Source organism: Kitasatospora sp. NPDC001225 (genome assembly GCF_053597855.1).
Window position 1 is genome coordinate 56,032 of record NZ_JBSFJC010000019.1, and the last position, 16,282, is coordinate 72,313.

A 16,282-nucleotide genomic window follows, 5' to 3' on the forward strand; every position below is an offset into this window, starting at 1 on the left:
CCGATGAGTCGGCGGCGCCGCGACGGTCCAACCCGCATGAGGACCACACCGTACGACGCCGTACTGACCTGTGACCTGGGCGCGCTGACCGCCCCCGACCTCGCCCTCGTCGACGCCCTCGCCCGGCTCCGGCTGGCCGCCGCCCGGCACCGGGTGGGCGTGGTGCTGCTGAACGCGAGCGGCCCGCTGCGGGAGCTGCTCGTGTTCAGCGGACTCGCGGCGCTGTTCCCGGGGCCGGACGGTCCACTGGCCGACGACCCGCTGAACGGCACCCCGCTGGACGACGACCCGATGGCCGACGACCCGCTGGGCGACGCGGCCCTGGCGGAGCTACTCGGCCGCCAGCCGGGGCGGGAGGCCGAAGAGCGGGAAGAGCGCCTCGGTGTCCAGGAAGTTGGTGACCCCGGTGATCCGGCCCCCTGACACCTCCAGCGTGATCAGCGACCACGGTTCGTACCCGCCCGCCGGGCTCGGCCGGTACTGGCCGAAGGCCCGGGCACCGTTGGCCGTCACCGGGACCAGCCGGGAACCGCGGCAGCCGTGCCCGGGGCCCAGCATCCAGTCGCGGATCTCCTCCTGCCCGCGCAGCCACATCGAGAACGGCGGCATGTTGAGCGTGACGTCCTCGTGCAGCAGCGCGGCGAGGCCGTCCATGTCGTACGCCTCGAAGGCGCGGACGTAGCGGTCCAGCAGCGCGCGGTGGTCCTCGTCCAACACTGGGGCCGGCCGGACCGCCGGGGCGTCGGTGGCGAGCACCGCCCGGGCGCGCTGGAGCGCGCTGTTGACCGAGGCCACCGTGACGCCGAGCAGTTCGGCCACCTCGGCGGCCTTCCAGCCGAGCACCTCGCGCAGGATCAGCACCGCCCGCTGCCGGGGCGCGAGCCGCTGGAGCACGGCGACGAAGGCCAGCTTCACCGACTCCCGCTGGGCGGCCACCTCGGCCGGATCCCCCGTCTCGGGCAGCACCCGGCCGTCCGGCGCCGGGCCGATCCACGTCACCTCGGGCAGCTGGGTGCCGTGCGCGGCGGCCACCGTGACCGGGCCGGCCAGGTCCATCGGTCGGGCCCGGCCGTTGCGGCCGTTCAGCGCGTCCAGGCAGACGTTGGTGGCTATTCGGTACAGCCAGGAGCGCAGCGCGGCCCGCCCCTCGAAGCCCCGGTGCCCGCGCCAGGCGCGGACCATGGTCTCCTGCACCGCGTCCTCGGCCTCGAAGACCGAGCCGAGCATGCGGTAGCAGTAGCCGGTCAGCTCGGTGCGGTACCGCTCCAGTTGGAGCTCGACCGGCTCCTCCGTGATCACGTCGGCCATCGTGCGCCCGCCCCCGTCGTCCTGCCGTGTGCCCTGGTGAACGCGACGAACGTAGCGCACCCCACTGACAGCGGCGCTCGCGACCGGGTTCGGCCGCTCCGGTCGCCCGGGAGCGGCGGGGCTCAGTGCTGCCCGTACGCCTGGCCGGAGCCGAAACCGGTGGTCACCAGCTTCCACAAGGTGGGGAACTCCTCGCCGGTGATGCCGGTCGGGTTGAGCCCGATGACCACGCTGCGGGAGAAGTCGCGGGTGGCGAAGACGCCGGTGGTGTAGCCGGGCCGGGAGCCGTTCTTGCCCCAGACCTCGGTGCCGTTCGGCAGGACGGTGCGCAGCAGGCCGGCCGTGCTGTAGCAGGCGTGCCCGGCGGTCGGGCCGATCTCGCAGTTCTTGTTGTGGTCGTTCGGCAGCTCCGGGACGGCGAACACCTCGGCCTGCTGGGCGGGCGGCAGCAGCCGGCCGCGGTAGAGCGCCTCGAAGAACCGCTCCAGGTCCGCGGTGGAGGAGATCATGCCGCCCTCGGCCCACGGGTACGGGCTCTGCTCGGTGACGTCCACCCGGGCGGTGCTGCCGTCGGCGTTCCGGACGTCCACGTAGCCGGTGGCGTGCGGGCCGCGGATGGTCAGGTCGTCGGCGGCCGGGACGTAGGTGGCGTGCAGGCCGAGCGGGCCGGTGATGCGCCGCCGCACCTGGTCGGCGTAGTCGTCGCCGGTGACCTTCTCGATCACCAGTGCGGCGACGAAGTAGTTGTTGCCGTTGTACTGCTGGGCGGCGCCGGGCTCGAAGCTCCTCGGCTGGGTGAGCATGTCCGCCACCACCTGCTGCGGGCTGTAGGAGACCGCCTTGTGCGCGGCGAACCACGCCGTGCTGCCGTCCCCGGAGGTCATCCCGCCGCCCCCGGGCAGGCCGCTGGTGTGGTTGAGCAACTGCCGTACGGTGACCGGCGGGTAGCCGGCCGGCAGCAGTCCGGGCAGGTACTGCTGGACGGTGCCGTCCAGGTCGACCCTGCCCTCGCCGGCGAGCTGGAGCAGCACCGTCGCGGTGAACACCTTGGTGACGCTGCCGATCCGGAACCGGGCGCTCGCCGGCACGTCCTCCCCCGAGGTGCCGCGCCACCGGGCGTCCTGGCCGCCGACCCGGACCAGCGCGCCGGTGACGCCGGCGGGCAGCGAGTGGAGGGTCTCGGCGAGCGACTCCCGGTCCAGCGGGCCGGGTCGGGCCGTGGCGGAGGCGGTGGTGTCGACGGCACTCGAAGAGGTGGCCGGGGAGGCGGCCGGGGAGGCGGCCGGGGAGGCGGCCGCGGCCAGGGCCGGGGTCGCGGCGCCGATCGTGGCGACGCCGACGGTGGCGGCGGCGAGCAGCGCGCCGGTCGCCACGAGGACGGACCAACGACTGGTACGGGCAGGGCTGTTCATGGGGAGTCTCTCCAACGGCGGCTCGCCCGGCGGGAGTCGGGCCGCCCTGGTCGGCGGCCCGCCCGGCCGACGGCGGCTCGGGCACTCGGACAGGAGAGAGTCTTCGGGACGGCCTCGGGCCGCGACATCCGGGAACGGCCCCGAACCTTCCCCGAGCGCATCCCTGATCACGCGTCAGGGATCAAGGGATCGCGGGTCGGGGTCGGGCGTCGGGGGATCAAGCGGCGGGGGCGGGCGGCCGCGATCCGGCCACCCGCCCCCGCACGCGTCGCGACTCAGTGGGCGGAGTGCTTCTCCGCGCCACGGTGCCGGTGCCCCTTGAGCTCGGCGTGCATCGCCGGGGCCGCGTGCGCCGTCGCGCCCGCCGCGTCCCGGCCGCCGTGCCGGAAGGCCTCGCCGACGCCGTACCCGGCGGCGGCGTAGGACATCGAGCCGGCGCTGGGCTCCGGCGCGAGCCGGGTGGGCGGGCTCGCCATGCCCCGGCGCTCCAGCAGGTCCTGGGTGCCCTGGCGGAGCTTGGCGGTGCTGCCGGGCGTTCGCTTGGTCATCGTCGGCCTCCCTTCGTCGGCCTCCGGGCCGGACGGATGCCGGCCGGAGGGGCCGCACGGGCGTTATGTCCGGATTTTATCCGGGTTGCGGGCCCGTGCCACCGCGGAGAAGCCGATCTGCCGCTACGGGGCAGGGGTGGGCGCCGTACGCGCGGGGGCAGGTGGAGGCGCCGTACGGGGCCGGCCGCCTTAGCCCATGACCTCGTGGACGAAGCACCAGCGCCAGTCCTCCCCCGGCTCGTACGAGCGGATCACCGGGTGGGAGGAGTTGTGGAAGTGCGCGGTCGCGTGCCGCTGCGGCGAGAAGTCGCAGCAGCCGATGTGACCGCAGTCCAGGCAGATCCGCAGGTGCACCCAGTCCCGCCGGCCCTGCGCCAGGCAGTCGGCGCAACCGTCGGCGGGCGGCCGGGGCTCGATGTCCTGAGGAGCCAGAGCGAGGTCTTCGCAGGCGCTCATGACTGAAAGGCTATGCCGCCCCGGCGCGGATCGCCCGCTCAGGGCGCTTCCGCCCCCTCGGCGGCCGCCCCGTCCGTTCCCGCACCCTCGGTCACCGCTCCCGCGCCCCCGGCCACCGCTCCCGGAGCCGTCCAACTCGCCAGCAGGGCCAGCTTCTGGGCGGTGGGCGAGTCCGCCGGGGCGGTGTAGACGACCAGCAGCTGCTCCGGCGAGCCGTTGACGCCCAGGGTCTCGTAGCCGAAGTCGAGTCCGCCGACCAGCGGGTGGTTCACCTGCTTGACCCCGTGGGTCTTCTCCCGCACCAGGTGGTCCGCCCAGAGCCGGACGAACTCCGCGCTGCGCAGCGACAGTTCGCCCACCAGGGCGGCCAGCTCCGGGTCCTCCGGGTGCAGTCCGGCGTCCCGGCGCAGGAAGGCGACGGTCTCGGCGGCGACCGCGTCCCACTGCCCGTAGTACTCCCGGGCGGACGGGTCGAGGAAGGCGTGCCGGGCCTGGTTGGGCAGGCCGTCCGGGCCGGCGTCGGAACGCGTGGAGAAACCGTTCACCGCGTCGCCCAGCGCGTTCCAGGCCAGCACGTCCATCCGGCGGCCCAGCACGAAGGCCGGCACCCCGGTCATCAGGTCCAGCAACAGCCGCGTCCCCGGCCGGACCCGCTGCCGCCCCCGCACCCGGGCGGCGGAGGCGGCCGGCGCCTTGGGCGGACGGACCAGCGAGCGCAGGTGCGCGGCCTCCACCCCGTCCAGCCGCAGCACCCGGGCCACCGCGTCCAGCACGGCGTCCGAGGCGCTGCCGCCCCGACCCTGCTCCAGCCGGACGTAGTAGTCGACGCTGACGCCCGCGAGCTGCGCCACCTCCTCCCGGCGCAGGCCCCGCACCCGGCGGCGGCCGTGCGACGGCAGGCCCACCTCCTCCGGCAGGATCCGGGCCCGGCGCGAGCGGAGGAAGTCCCCCAGGGTGTTCTCCATGCCGGGCAGGGTAGTCCCGGAGGGGTGTCCCGAGGGTGGCACCGGTTTTCCCAGGCTCGCCGGTCCCGGGATGGCCCGTCCCGGGTAGGCCCGTCCCAGGACGGCGGTGCCCGGGAGGAACGCACCCCTGGGTAGCCGGTCGCGGCCCGCGCAGAGTGGTCGGCGTCAGCCCGGCCGAACCCTCTGGAGCCCCCGATGAGCCACCCGTCCCTCGCCGCCCGCACCGCCGTCGTCACCGGGGCCGCCAGCGGTATGGGCGCCGCCACCGCCCGGCTGCTCGCCGCCTCCGGCGCCCGGGTCGCCCTGCTCGCCCGCCGCACCGAGCGGCTGGACTCCCTCGCCGAGGAGATCGCCGCCGCGGGCGGGCAGGCCCTCGCCGTCACCGCCGACGTCACCGACCAGGCCTCGGTGGACGCCGCCGCGAAGGCCGTCCACGACGCCTACGGCCCGGTCGACCTGGTGGTCAACAACGCCGGGGTGATGCTGCCCAACCCGCTCGCCGACGGCCGGATCGACGAGTGGACCCGCATGGTGGACACCAACCTCACCGGCGCGCTGCGGATCGTCCGCGCCTTCGGCTCCGACCTCACCGCGGCCGCCGCCGAGGGCCGCACCGCCGACCTGGTCAACGTCTCCTCGATCGCCTCGCACGTGGTCTTCCCCGACTACGCGGTGTACGGGGCCACCAAGGCCGCGCTCACCCAACTGTCCGCCGCCCTGCGCAGCGAGTTCGGCCCGCGCGACGTCCGGGTCAGCGCGATCGAGCCCGGACTGACCGACACCGAACTCGCCGGGCACATCGACAACCCGGTGCTGCGCGAACAGCTCGGCGGCATGTTCGACGCCATCCCGGCACTCGCGGCCGAGGACGTCGCCGACCTCATCGCGTACACCGTCAGCCGCCCCCGGCACGTCAACCTGCGCCACCTGGTCGTCCTGCCGACCCGCCAGGCCTAAGGCCCCGTCGTACCGGCACTGCGCAATCCCCACTCCTCGCCCACGGGTGGCATGGGAGCATGCCATCCGTGGCGATCGTGACGGGGAGAACGGACGGCGACACCGGCGGGGGCGACCCGGGCGGTGCGCCCGCGCGGCGGAAACGCGGCAGCGGTGACAGCGCCCGCGACGACGAACGGACCGGCGCACCGGCCGACGGCGGCGACGAACGGACCGGGGTACCGGCCGACGGCGGCACCGGAACGGCCACCGCCCGGATACCCGAGCAGGCCGGCCCCGGACCCGGCCGGTTCCGGGCCCGCCCACTGCCCGCCACCGACCGGGTCCGGCAGCCCGTCGCCCTGATCCGGCTGATCGGCGGCCTGTTCGCCATCGCCCTCACCCTGCTGCTCGCCGACTACGCCCGCGCCACGACGGGCGGCATCGCCGCCGACGTCGCCGAGGCGGCCGCGCTGGTGCCGCGCCCGCTGGCGAGCCTGGCCGGCGGGCTCACCACCGCCGCCGTCCTGCTGCTCCCGGTGGGCCTCGCCGTCCGCCGGCTGCTGGGCCCCGACCGGCGGCGCGCCGTCCAGCAGGTCTCCGACGGACTGCTCGCCGCCGTCCTCGCGTACGGCGCCACCCTCGGCCTGGACCTGTGGGCCGACGACCTCGCCCCGCTCTCGCTGCTCACCGCGCTCACCCACGCGCTGCCCGACGGCGGACTCGGGCACACCGAGCCCGTCTACGGCTACCTCGCGCCGGTCCTCGCCTTCATGACCGCCTCCGGCAGCCGGGAACGCCGCCTGCCCTGGACCGTCCTCGCCCTCTCCGGCCTCGCCGGACTGACCGGCGGGTACGCCACCCCCACCGCGCTCCTGCTCGGGCTGCTGATCGGCTGGACCGGCGCCCACGGCACCCTGTACGCGGTCGGCACCCCCGACCCCTGCCCCCGGCCCGGCGAGGTCCTGCGCGCCCTGCGCGACAGCGGCCTGCGCCCGGTCGAGGCCCAGCCGGCTGGCCCCGACCGCTACCTGGTCCGCCAGGCCGACGACCGCCCCGACCTCGACGTCCAGCTCCTCGACCGGCAGGCCGTCACCGCCGCCGCCGTCCAGCGTGCCTGGCGCCGGCTGCGGCTGCGCACCGCCCCCGACCCGCGCGTCCTGCGCTCCCCCCGCACCGGGCTGGAGCACGAGGCCCTGGTCGCGTACGCGGCCCTCGCGGCCGGCGTCCGCACCCGCCGCATCGCCGCCACCGCCGGCATCGGCCAGGACACCGCCCTCATCGCGTACGAGCGGCTGGCCGGGCGCACCCTGGACGAGCTCCCCGACGAGGAGATCACCGACGAGCTGCTCACCGACGCCTGGCGGCAGCTCGCCCTGCTCCAGCGCCGCGAGATCGCCCACCGCGCCCTCGTCCCCTCCTCCCTGCTGATCGACGACTCGGGCGCGGTGCACCTGGTCGACTTCGCCGACGGCGACATCGCCGCCACCGAACTCGTCCTCCACTGCGACCTCGCCCAGCTCCTCACCACCCTCGCCCTGCGCGCCGGCGCCGCCCGCTCCGTCCGTACGGCCACCGCCGTCCTCGGCCCCGACCCCGTCGGCGCCGCGCTCCCCCTGCTCCAGCCCATCGCCCTCACCCACACCACCCGCCGCGCCCTCAAGCAGCACGCGAAGCACACCGGCGCCCGGGCCGCCGAGCCGTCGGGCGGTCCGGCCGGTGTCGACGTTGCGGCCGAGGCAGGCTCCCCCACCGGCGGCAACGGGCCCGTCGCCACCACCGCTTCCCCGGCGCCCCCGGAGGCCACCACCACCGAGCCGGCCCCCGAGCACCACACCCCCGCCCCCAGCGGCCTGCTCGACGAGATCCGCGCCGAGGTCCTGCGCACCCGCCCGCGGGTGGTGGGCCGACCGGTGCGGCTGGAGCGGCTGCGGCCGCGGACCCTGCTGGTCGTCGTCGGCGGGGTGGTGGCCGGCTGGCTGCTGATCCCGCAGCTGTTCGCGGCGGAGGACAACCCGGTCTCCGCGCTGGCGGACGCCGATCCCTGGTGGCTGCTGCTGGCGCTGGCCGCGGCGGCGGCCAGCCACGTCGCGGCGGCGATGGGCTTCGTGGGCTTCGTCCCGGAGCGGCTGGACTTCCGCAACGCGGTACTGGCGCAGGTGGCCGGGTCGTTCGTGAAGCTGGTGTCGCCCGGCGGCGTCGGCGGGATCGCGCTGAACACCCGCCTGTTGCAGCGGGCCGGGATCCCGACCGCGCAGGCGCTGTCCAGCGTCGGCGTCGGGAACCTGATCGGGCTGGTGCTGCACCTGTTGCAGCTCGGCGCCTTCGTCTACCTCCTGGACTTCGTCCCGGGCAGCTCCGAGCTGGACGCGCTGCCCGCGGTGGTCGGCGGGCTGGCGGGGGCGGCGGCGCTGCTCGCGGTGGTGTCGGCGATCCCGGCGGCCCGGCGGTGGCTGGCGACGCGGCTGCGGCCGCTGACGGCCGAGGTGGTGCCGCGCCTGCTGGACCTGCTGCGCAGCCCGTCCAAGCTGGCGGTGGGGGTGACCGGGCAGCTGCTGGTGTCGATCTGCCTGATCACCTGCCTGTACTGCTGTGTCCGGGCGATCGGCCGGGAGCCGTCCTTCGCCGCGGTCGCGGTGGTGTTCCTGGTGGGCAACGCGGTGGGCAGCGCGGCGCCGACCCCGGGCGGGGCCGGTGCGGTGGACGGGATGCTGCTCACGCTGCTCCAGCAGACCACGTCGATGGAGCCGGGCGGCGAGCTGGCCGCGGTGGCGCTGTTCCGCCTGCTGACGCTGATCCTGCCGGTGCTGCCGGGCTGGGCGGCCCTGGCCTGGCTGCAACGGCGCCGGGCCCTGTAGCCGCTCCGGGGCCCCTCTGCTCCCGCTCCGCTCCCGGGGGCCCCGCTACTCCCGGTACTCCTCCTCGTCGTGCCGGACCGGCTGGGTCTGTTCCACGACGTCCGCGACGTTGGTCGCCGGGTCCGCGCCGACGGCCCGGCGTTCGGCCACCTCGTCGTACGTGTCGCCCTCGGGTGCCGGCTCGTCGGGCTCGACGGTCTCGGCGGTCTCGTCGATCAGGTATTCCTCGTGCTGTTCCTGCGGCATGGCATCCGTCCTCACTGTTCGGAGGCCTTCACGGGCGTTCGGAGGCCTTCACGGGCCCGGCTGGCGTACTCGCAGTATCCGCCGCCCGGCGCCGGGACGCGACGCGCCGACGACGCTCCGGCGTTGCCGGGACTCCGGCGGACCCCCGGCCGACCGGCCCGATTGACCCACGAAACAGCATCGTGAATGACCCAGGGGACGGGTGCATTCCGCTCCTAGGGTCGTAGCCATGACGACGAACGAGAGCACCCGGGCCACCGAAGCCACCCGGACCGCCCGGACCACCGAGGCCCTCGCGGGCACCGCCCGCCTCGACTACGCCCGCACCGCCCCCAAGGTGTTCCGCGCGATGATCGCCCTGGACGCCGCCGCCCGCGAGGGCCTCGACCCGGCCCTGGTCGAGCTCGTCCAGATGCGCACCTCCCAGCTGAACGGCTGCGCGTACTGCCTGGACATGCACGCCAAGGACGCCCGCAAGGCCGGCGAGACCGACGAGCGGATCTACCTGCTGCCGGTCTGGCCGGACGCCCCCGCCGGGGTGTACACCGAGCGCGAGCGGGCCGCCCTGGCCCTGGCCGAGGAGGTCGCCCGGATCGACGGCGGCGTCTCGGACGCGGTGTACGCCCGGGCCGCCGCACACTTCGCGGAGGCCGAGCTGGCGCAGCTGATCTCGGTCTGCTTCACCATCAACGCCTGGAACCGCATCAACGTGGCCACCCGCAAGACCCCCGGCACCGCCTGACCGCGCCCACCGTCCGCGCCGCACGGCCGTCCGCACCACCGTCCGCACCGCCGTTCCCGAGCCGCGTCCCGGGCGACGGCGAGTGCACCGGCGGGAGCACCCGTCCCGGGCGGCGGCCGGAACGCCGTCCGGGCCACCGGGGGTACGATCGGTGCCGTACAAAGGGCTAACCCACACCCACCCGGTGGCCCCGAGGCCCATACGAACGACGGGGAAATCATGTCCGGCTCGCACTACTTCACCGGTGCACCCGAGGTCGCCAGCGACCGCCGGCCGATCACGGTCTCCCTGCCGGACCTCACCCTGGAACTGACCACCGACACCGGGGTGTTCTCCCGCACCCGGCTCGACCCGTGCACCCGGATCCTGCTGGAGCACGCCCCGCAGCCGCGGGTGCGCGGCCCGATCCTGGACATCGGCTGCGGCTACGGTCCGATCGCGCTGACCTGGGCGAGCCGCCGCAAGCGCCTCCCGGTCTGGGCGGTGGACGTCAACGAGCGCGCCCTGGAGCTGGTCCGGCTGAACGCCGAGGCGCTGGGGCTCGGCAACGTCCAGGCCTCCCTGCCCGACGACGTCCCCGAGGACGTCCGCTTCGCCACCATCTACTCCAACCCTCCGATCCGGATCGGCAAGGCCGCGCTGCGCCGCCTGCTCACGCACTGGCTCGACCGGCTGACCCCGGACGGCTCGGCGTTCCTGGTGGTGCAGAAGCACCTGGGCTCGGACTCGCTCCAGAAGTGGCTGAACGAGCAGGGCTACCCGACCAGTCGGGTCACGTCGGTCAACGGGTGCCGGATTCTGGAAGCGCGGCCCCGCCCCGAGGTGGGCGAGGGCTCCGAGAGTGGACGAGGTACGACGACGTGAAGCAGCTGCGCGGGACCGAACTGAAGCGTCTGCACCGCTCGTGGCGGCGCAGCAACGAGTTCCGGCTCGCGATGATCCTGGAGAACCTCCAGTCGCCGTTCAACGTCGGCTCGGTGGTCCGCACCAGCGCGGCGATGGGCGCCGAGAAGCTGTACCTGGTCGGGGACACCCCGTCGGTGCGCTCCTCCGGCGCGCAGAAGGCCGCGATGGGCACCGACAAGTACCTGAAGGTGGAGCACTTCCCGACCATCGCCGAGGCGGTCGCGGCGGCCAAGGCGGACGGCTTCAAGGTCGTCGGCCTGGAGCTGGCGGACGAGGCGGTGCCGATGTTCGCCGCCGAGCTGACCCCGGCGGTGGCCTTCATGCTCGGGCACGAGGACCGCGGGATCACCCCCGAGGCGCTGGCGCTCTGCGACCAGGTCGTGTTCGTGCCGCAGCTGGGCCGGGTCGGCTCGCTGAACGTCTCGGCGGCCGCGACGGTGGCCTGCTACGAGGCGCGCCGGCAGGGCTACGCGATCAGCGGCACCCCGGACGGCGACCTCTCGGGTGACCTCGCGGGCGACCTCGGCGACGACGAGTAGTAGACGGCGCGCAGGAGACGGCGCGCAGGAGACGACGGGCAGGCGGGCGACACCCCCTGGGTGTGCCCCGAAGCCCGAGGGCAGCCCGGACCGTCCGCCGACGGCCCGGGCGCCCGTCTCCGGTCAGCCCTTGACGTTCCGTCGGGCTGCACCGACCAGGAACACCACCGCGAGCATGGCCGCGGACAGCGCCCCGACCAGCAGCGGCCCCGGACCGCCCGGGCTGCCGTTCACGCGCACGGCCCCCATGAAGTCGACGGCGGCGACGTTGTTGACGAGGACCCACCAGAGCGGCAGGTAGACCACCTGGAAGAGCCGGTGGCTCCGGCTCACCACCCCGAGCGCCATGGCCAGCGAGGGGACGAACAGCGCGCCTCCGAGCCAACTGGCCGTCCCCGCACCGTCGCCCGCCGCCAGCATGCGTATCAGCGGGGCGGCGCCCGTCACCGCGGTGAGCACCAGCCCGGACGCCCATTCGGCGAGCAGCCTGCGCCGGGCCGACGGGTAGGCGCCGAGCAGCACCTCCAGACCGTTCTCGACCTGCTGACTGCCGAGCCGGGACCAGATCAGGACCGGCCACAGCCACGCCAGGGGCAGGAGCAGGCCGGTGACGGCGTCCATCGGCAGCACGAACCCGGCCACCGTCAGCCCGGCGGCGACCAGCCACCACCAGCGGGAGACGCCCTGCACCAGGATCCGGGCCTCCCCCGCCAGCAGCCGCCCGAACGCCCCGGCCCGCCGCGCTTCGGCCTGCGGCAGGGCGGTCCGCTGCGGTTCGGTCCGTGGCCGAGCGCCCGGTACGGTCGCCCAGCGCGCCCCCGCCGTCTCCGTCCCCTCGGCCCCGGACGGCTCCCCGGCCACCACCTCCGCGACGGCCCCGGCCACGGCCCCGGCGGCAGCCGCACCCCCGGACGCACCGCCGGAGGCACGCGCCGGATCGAACCTGCCGAACCACAGGGCCGGCAGCAGCGCCAGGCCGATCGCCAGCAGCACCAGGGCCAGCCGCCCGAGGACGAACCCGGCGGACGGGTCGAAGCCGTCCCAGAGGAAGGTGCCCAGCGGCTTGTCGACCTTGGTCAGCCCGAGGCTGAACCCGCCGTCGCCGACCGACTCGTGCCGGGCCTCCAGCGCCGCGCCCATCGACCGCGCGACCTGGTGCACGCCGAGGCCGTCCAGCGGTGCGGAGGCCGACTGCCCGCCGAGCGCGAGCACCATGGCCAGCACGAACCAGACGACGTTCCCGAAGCCGCCCCGCAGCAGCGGCACCGTCTCGAACAGCAGCGCCGCCGCCGCGGTGAGCGCCATCAGGGGCAGCGCGAGCAGCAGGAACGGCACCACCAGGGCTATCGGGTCGACCGCGCGGTCCTCACCGCGGGCGAGCTGCATCAGCAGCGCGGTGACGGCCAGCACGCCGACCATGGAGGCGAGCACCAGCAGGTTGCTCAGGAACTTGGCCAGGAGGTAGCGGGAGTTGCGCAGCGGGGTGGCGGCGAGGACCTGGCCGACCCCGCTCGCCTCGTCCCGCGCGATGCCGCTGCGCACCACGTAGAAGCCGCCGAAGGTGAGCCAGAGCGCACCGGCCAGGGCCGTGACCGCGCCGACGTAGGCGCTGTTGTAGATGCCCCGGTGGCCGCCCACGTCCATGACCGTCCAGTGGCCGCCGGCGTCCGGTACGGCCAGGTAGCCGAGCCCGACCGCGGCGAGCAGCGTCACCGCGTACACCGGTCGGCGCACCCGGTCCCGGAAGTCGCCGACCGCCAGCCTGGCCAACGCCGACCCGACCCCCGACCCCGACCCCGAAGCCGACCCGACCGCCGGACCCGTCACCGTCACCGTCGCCCTCATCGCCGCACCGCCCGCTGCTCGGCCCGGGCCGAGCCGCCGGGCCGGTGGATGACGCCCAGGTAGGCGTCCTCCAGATCCGGCACGACCCGGACCGCGTCGGGCCGCGGCGGTTCGGCGGCGAGCAGCCGCACCCGCACGCCGTTCCCCGTCCGCACCATCCGGCTGACCACGTGGCGGGCCTGGACCTCCAGGAGGTCCGCCGGTGCGACCACCGCCTCCCAGACCTGCCCGTCGATCTCCCGGAGCAGCTCGTCGGGCGCGCCCCGGCGCAGCAGCCGGCCGTGCGCGACCACGGCGATGTCGGAGGCCACCGACTCGACGTCGGAGACGATGTGGGTCGAGAGCATCACGACCCGCTCCGCCGCGAGTTCGCTGAGCAGGTTGCGGAAGCGCACCCGCTCCTCCGGGTCCAGGCCGGCGGTCGGCTCGTCGACCACGATCACCCTGGGGTCGGCCAGCAGGGCCTGCGCGATGCCGACCCGGCGGAGCATGCCGCCCGAGTAGGTGCCGAGCGGGCGCCTGACCGCCTCGGTCAGGTTGACCAGCTGGATCAGCTCGTCGATCCGGGCCCGGGCGGAACGGGCTCCGATCCCCTTGGCGGCCGCCAGGTAGGACAGGAACTCCCGCGAGGTCAGGTTCGGGTAGACCCCGAAGTCCTGTGGCAGGTAGCCGAGTTCCCGGCGCAACCGGTCCGGCTCGGCCACCACGTCGACACCCTGGTACCGGACCTGCCCGCCCGTGGGCCGGGTGACCGTCGCCACGATGCGCATCAGCGACGACTTCCCGGCGCCGTTCGGCCCCAACAGCCCGACCATTCCCGGCCCGAGGCTCATCGTGACGCCGTCGACGGCCCGCTTGCCGCCCTTGTAGACCTTGGTGACATCAACCAGTTCGAGCATGTTCCCCGTTTCTCCGCCAGGAGTCATCGCCTTCACCCCTTGAGCTCCGTCTCGCGCCCGTCCCGCAGGACCGCCACGCCCTTGGGCACCTCGACCCGGTACTTCGTGTCGCAGTTGGCGATCCCCGAGCACCCCGCCCGGAGGTCGAGGACCCCGTCCTTCAGCTCCCAGGAGGCCTTGGCGCTGCCGACCTTGCCGCTGGTCTCGAACCAGCGGGTGACCTTGACGTCCTTCCGGTCGACCGCGACGAGGTCGGCGGGGGCGCCGTGCGACACGACGTTCAGCCTCTGGGCGGCGAACTCGAAGGTCCTGTCCTCGGGCGCGGCGTCCATCGCGTCGGCGCAGCCGGCGAGCGACAGCAGCGCGGCCACCACGAGAACGACCGGCCCGTATCCGGTTCTCGTACGTCGGTCCACGTCGTCCTCCTTGCGGTCGGGGTCGGATGCGCCGCTCCGGGCGCGTTTCCTGGGGCACATGAGCACGCTCGTAAGCCTGGCCGGTCCGCGGGCTTCTGCCATCTGCCGTTCGGCAGATATCCCGTATGACCAAAGGGGGAGTTTCTCCCACCGACAAGGCCTCCCCGCAGTCGTCAGAATGGCCTCACGGGCCGGCGCGACCGGGCCGCACAACGGCACCACCGGGAGGGGATCGCGTCCGTGAACAGCACGATGCACAACGGGGAGGGCCCGGCGCCGAGCGAGGAGGGCACCACACCGAACAGGGCCACGGGCTTCTCGGTGTCCACCGGACTCACCGCCCTCCGGCGGTCCCTGACCCTCAGTCGGCTCTCCGCCCTCGCCCTCGTCCACTCCCTCGGCGTCACGTGCGCGATCTCCCTCGTCGGGCCGGGCCTCGGCCTGGTCCCCCGCGCCATGGCCGGGGTGCGCGACCTGGCCGACCGTCAGCGCGCCCTGGCCGCCGAGTGGTCCGACGTCCGGTTCCCCGGACCGCCCGGCCCGCTGCCGCCGGTGCCCGAGTGGGCCTCCGGCATCCTCGCCCGCTACCGCTGGATCACCCGCGACCCGCAGACCCGTCGGGAGTTCTGCTGGGTCTTCGCCGAGCCGTTCGTCGGCAGCCTGCTCGCCTTCCTGCCGGTCGCCGTCCTGCTCAACGGCCTCTGGGGCGTCTTCCTGGCCTTCTTCGGCGTCCAGCTGTCCACCGAGTGGGACGGCCTCTGGTACCAGTTCATCCCGATCGAGGGCACCGCCACCGCCGTCCTCGCCGGCGTCCTCGGACTGCTCCAATTCCCGCTCGCGCTCTGGCTCGCGCCCCGCACGGTCCGCCGGCACGCCCGCCACATCCGCTCGATGCTCGCCCCGGGCGAGCAGGAGCTGCTGGCCGGCCGGATCGCCCACCTGACCGCCACCCGCAGCACCGCCGTCGACACCCGGATGGCCGAGATCCGCCGGATCGAACGCGACCTGCACGACGGCGCCCAGGCCCGGCTGGTCGCGATGGGCATGACCCTGGACGCCGCCGAACACCTCCTGGAGACCGACCCGCAGGCCGTCCGCGCCCTGCTGGTCGAGGCCCGCCAGTCCTCCGCGAAGGCCCTGGAGGAGCTCCGCGACCTGGTCCGCGGCATCCACCCGCCGGTCCTCGCCGACCGCGGACTCACCGACGCGGTACGGGCGTTGGCCATGGTCTGCCCGGTCCCCACCGAGGTCTCGGCGGACCTCCCCGGACGCCCCGAGATGCCCGTCGAGTCCGCCGCCTACTTCGCCGTCTCGGAGCTCCTCACCAACGTCGTCAAGCACTCCGACGCCGGCCGCGCCGGAATCGAACTCCGCTACGATCGCGGCGTACTGCGCATCACCGTCTCCGACAACGGGCGGGGCGGCGCGGACGCCCGCCGCGGCACCGGCCTGCGCGGCGTCGAACGGCGGCTCGCCACCTTCGACGGGGTCGTCGCCGTCAGCAGTCCCCCCGACGGTCCGACCACGGTGCCCCTGGAGCTTCCGTGCGCATTGTCCTCGCCGAAGACCACTTCCTCCTCCGGGACGGCCTGATCCGCCTCCTCCAGGCCCACGGCCACGAGGTGGTGGCCGCCGTGGACAACGGCCCCGACCTCCTCCGGGCCCTCACCGAGCAGCGGCCGGACGTCTCGATCGTCGACGTCCGGCTGCCGCCGACCTTCACCGACGAGGGCCTGCGCGCCGCCCTCACCGCCCGCCGCACCACCCCCGACCTCCCCGTCCTGCTCCTCTCCCAGTACGTCGAACCCCTCTACGCCCGCGAACTCCTCGCCACCGGCGGCCACGCCGTCGGCTACCTGCTCAAGGACCGCGTCACCAACGGCACCCAGTTCCTCGACGCCATCCACCGCGTCGCCGCCGGCGGCACCGCCATGGACCCCCAGGTCGTCACCCAACTCCTGGTCCGCAAGGACCGCGACACCGCCCTCGCCACCCTCACCCCCCGCGAACGCGAAGTCCTCGAATCCCTCGCCCAGGGCCGCTCCAACACCGGCATCGCCCAATCCCTCTTCATCACCGAGAAGGCCGTCGCCAAGCACATCACCAACATCTTCACCAAGCTCGGCCTCCACCCCACCGACACCGCCAACCGCCGCATCCTGGCCGTCCTCACCTACCTCGACCAGTAACCCCCGCCCCCCGGCGC

17 protein-coding genes are annotated in these 16,282 nt (G+C 74.6%); 8 read left to right on the forward strand and 9 right to left on the reverse strand.

Features of this window, described 5'->3' with window-relative positions; genetic code table 11:
- The first annotated feature begins 36 nt into the window (after positions 1-36).
- On the forward strand, positions 37-423 hold the full coding sequence (locus ACWDCZ_RS09330; protein ID WP_449815614.1) for a hypothetical protein: 387 nt from the start codon (positions 37-39) through the stop codon (positions 421-423).
- On the opposite strand, the gene ACWDCZ_RS09335 is transcribed toward ACWDCZ_RS09330, so the two are convergent.
- The 5 genes from ACWDCZ_RS09335 to ACWDCZ_RS09355 form a co-directional block, all read right to left on the reverse strand.
- The gene (locus ACWDCZ_RS09335) at positions 331-1,308 is read right to left on the reverse strand and encodes a sigma-70 family RNA polymerase sigma factor (protein WP_449815615.1); all 978 of its coding nucleotides are present in this window, start codon (positions 1,306-1,308) and stop codon (positions 331-333) included. The genes ACWDCZ_RS09330 and ACWDCZ_RS09335 overlap by 93 nt on opposite strands.
- Before the next feature lie 122 nt (positions 1,309-1,430).
- A complete protein-coding gene (locus ACWDCZ_RS09340; RefSeq protein WP_449815616.1) occupies positions 1,431-2,720 on the reverse strand; it encodes a serine hydrolase domain-containing protein in 1,290 nt (429 codons plus the stop codon).
- 275 nt (positions 2,721-2,995) lie between these two features.
- Positions 2,996-3,268: a hypothetical protein gene (locus ACWDCZ_RS09345; protein ID WP_049660170.1), complete on the reverse strand. Its 273-nt coding sequence runs from the start codon at positions 3,266-3,268 to the stop codon at positions 2,996-2,998.
- A 189-nt stretch (positions 3,269-3,457) separates the two neighbouring features.
- A complete protein-coding gene (locus tag ACWDCZ_RS09350) occupies positions 3,458-3,724 on the reverse strand; it encodes a UBP-type zinc finger domain-containing protein (RefSeq protein ID WP_049660172.1) in 267 nt (88 codons plus the stop codon).
- A 38-nt stretch (positions 3,725-3,762) separates the two neighbouring features.
- A complete protein-coding gene (locus ACWDCZ_RS09355; protein ID WP_117488485.1) occupies positions 3,763-4,689 on the reverse strand; it encodes a helix-turn-helix transcriptional regulator in 927 nt (308 codons plus the stop codon).
- A 195-nt stretch (positions 4,690-4,884) separates the two neighbouring features.
- Between ACWDCZ_RS09355 and ACWDCZ_RS09360 the strand changes: the two genes are divergently transcribed.
- Positions 4,885-5,646 carry an SDR family oxidoreductase gene (locus ACWDCZ_RS09360; protein ID WP_049660175.1) on the forward strand — a complete coding sequence of 254 codons (762 nt, stop codon included), beginning with the start codon at positions 4,885-4,887 and terminating at the stop codon, positions 5,644-5,646.
- Between the two features lie 68 nt (positions 5,647-5,714).
- Entirely contained in the window at positions 5,715-8,483 is a 2,769-nt protein-coding gene (locus tag ACWDCZ_RS09365) for a lysylphosphatidylglycerol synthase domain-containing protein (protein WP_449815617.1), read from the forward strand.
- Between the two features lie 45 nt (positions 8,484-8,528).
- Here the strand turns inward: ACWDCZ_RS09365 and ACWDCZ_RS09370 are convergent, their stop codons facing one another.
- Positions 8,529-8,729 (reverse strand): hypothetical protein, encoded by a 201-nt coding sequence (locus ACWDCZ_RS09370; RefSeq protein ID WP_380775683.1) that lies wholly within the window; start codon positions 8,727-8,729, stop codon positions 8,529-8,531.
- A 229-nt stretch (positions 8,730-8,958) separates the two neighbouring features.
- On the opposite strand from ACWDCZ_RS09370, the gene ACWDCZ_RS09375 reads away from it, so the two are divergent.
- From ACWDCZ_RS09375 to ACWDCZ_RS09385, 3 genes are all read left to right on the forward strand, one after another.
- Positions 8,959-9,471, forward strand: a complete 513-nt coding sequence (locus ACWDCZ_RS09375; RefSeq protein ID WP_082345899.1) for a carboxymuconolactone decarboxylase family protein — start codon at positions 8,959-8,961, stop codon at positions 9,469-9,471.
- A 219-nt stretch (positions 9,472-9,690) separates the two neighbouring features.
- Positions 9,691-10,335: a class I SAM-dependent methyltransferase gene (locus tag ACWDCZ_RS09380; RefSeq protein WP_049654410.1), complete on the forward strand. Its 645-nt coding sequence runs from the start codon at positions 9,691-9,693 to the stop codon at positions 10,333-10,335.
- Positions 10,332-10,916 (forward strand): TrmH family RNA methyltransferase, encoded by a 585-nt coding sequence (locus ACWDCZ_RS09385; RefSeq protein WP_449815618.1) that lies wholly within the window; start codon positions 10,332-10,334, stop codon positions 10,914-10,916. Before ACWDCZ_RS09380 ends, ACWDCZ_RS09385 begins: the two co-directional genes overlap by 4 nt.
- Positions 10,917-11,039: 123 nt before the next feature.
- Here ACWDCZ_RS09385 and ACWDCZ_RS09390 read toward each other — a convergent pair whose 3' ends face one another.
- The 3 genes from ACWDCZ_RS09390 to ACWDCZ_RS09400 all read right to left on the reverse strand — a co-directional run bounded on the left by ACWDCZ_RS09390 (position 11,040) and on the right by ACWDCZ_RS09400 (position 14,076).
- Positions 11,040-12,686, reverse strand: coding sequence for a hypothetical protein (locus ACWDCZ_RS09390; RefSeq protein ID WP_449815619.1), 1,647 nt, complete (start codon positions 12,684-12,686; stop codon positions 11,040-11,042).
- A gap of 71 nt (positions 12,687-12,757) precedes the next feature.
- Complete coding sequence (locus ACWDCZ_RS09395) at positions 12,758-13,660, reverse strand: ABC transporter ATP-binding protein (protein ID WP_449815620.1); 903 nt, start codon at positions 13,658-13,660, stop codon at positions 12,758-12,760.
- A gap of 32 nt (positions 13,661-13,692) precedes the next feature.
- Positions 13,693-14,076, reverse strand: coding sequence for a hypothetical protein (locus ACWDCZ_RS09400; protein WP_049654416.1), 384 nt, complete (start codon positions 14,074-14,076; stop codon positions 13,693-13,695).
- 240 nt (positions 14,077-14,316) lie between these two features.
- On the opposite strand from ACWDCZ_RS09400, the gene ACWDCZ_RS09405 reads away from it, so the two are divergent.
- Positions 14,317-15,669, forward strand: coding sequence for a sensor histidine kinase (locus ACWDCZ_RS09405; protein WP_449815621.1), 1,353 nt, complete (start codon positions 14,317-14,319; stop codon positions 15,667-15,669).
- Entirely contained in the window at positions 15,621-16,265 is a 645-nt protein-coding gene (locus ACWDCZ_RS09410; protein ID WP_074001770.1) for a LuxR C-terminal-related transcriptional regulator, read from the forward strand. Before ACWDCZ_RS09405 ends, ACWDCZ_RS09410 begins: the two co-directional genes overlap by 49 nt.
- Positions 16,266-16,282: the final 17 nt, after the last annotated feature.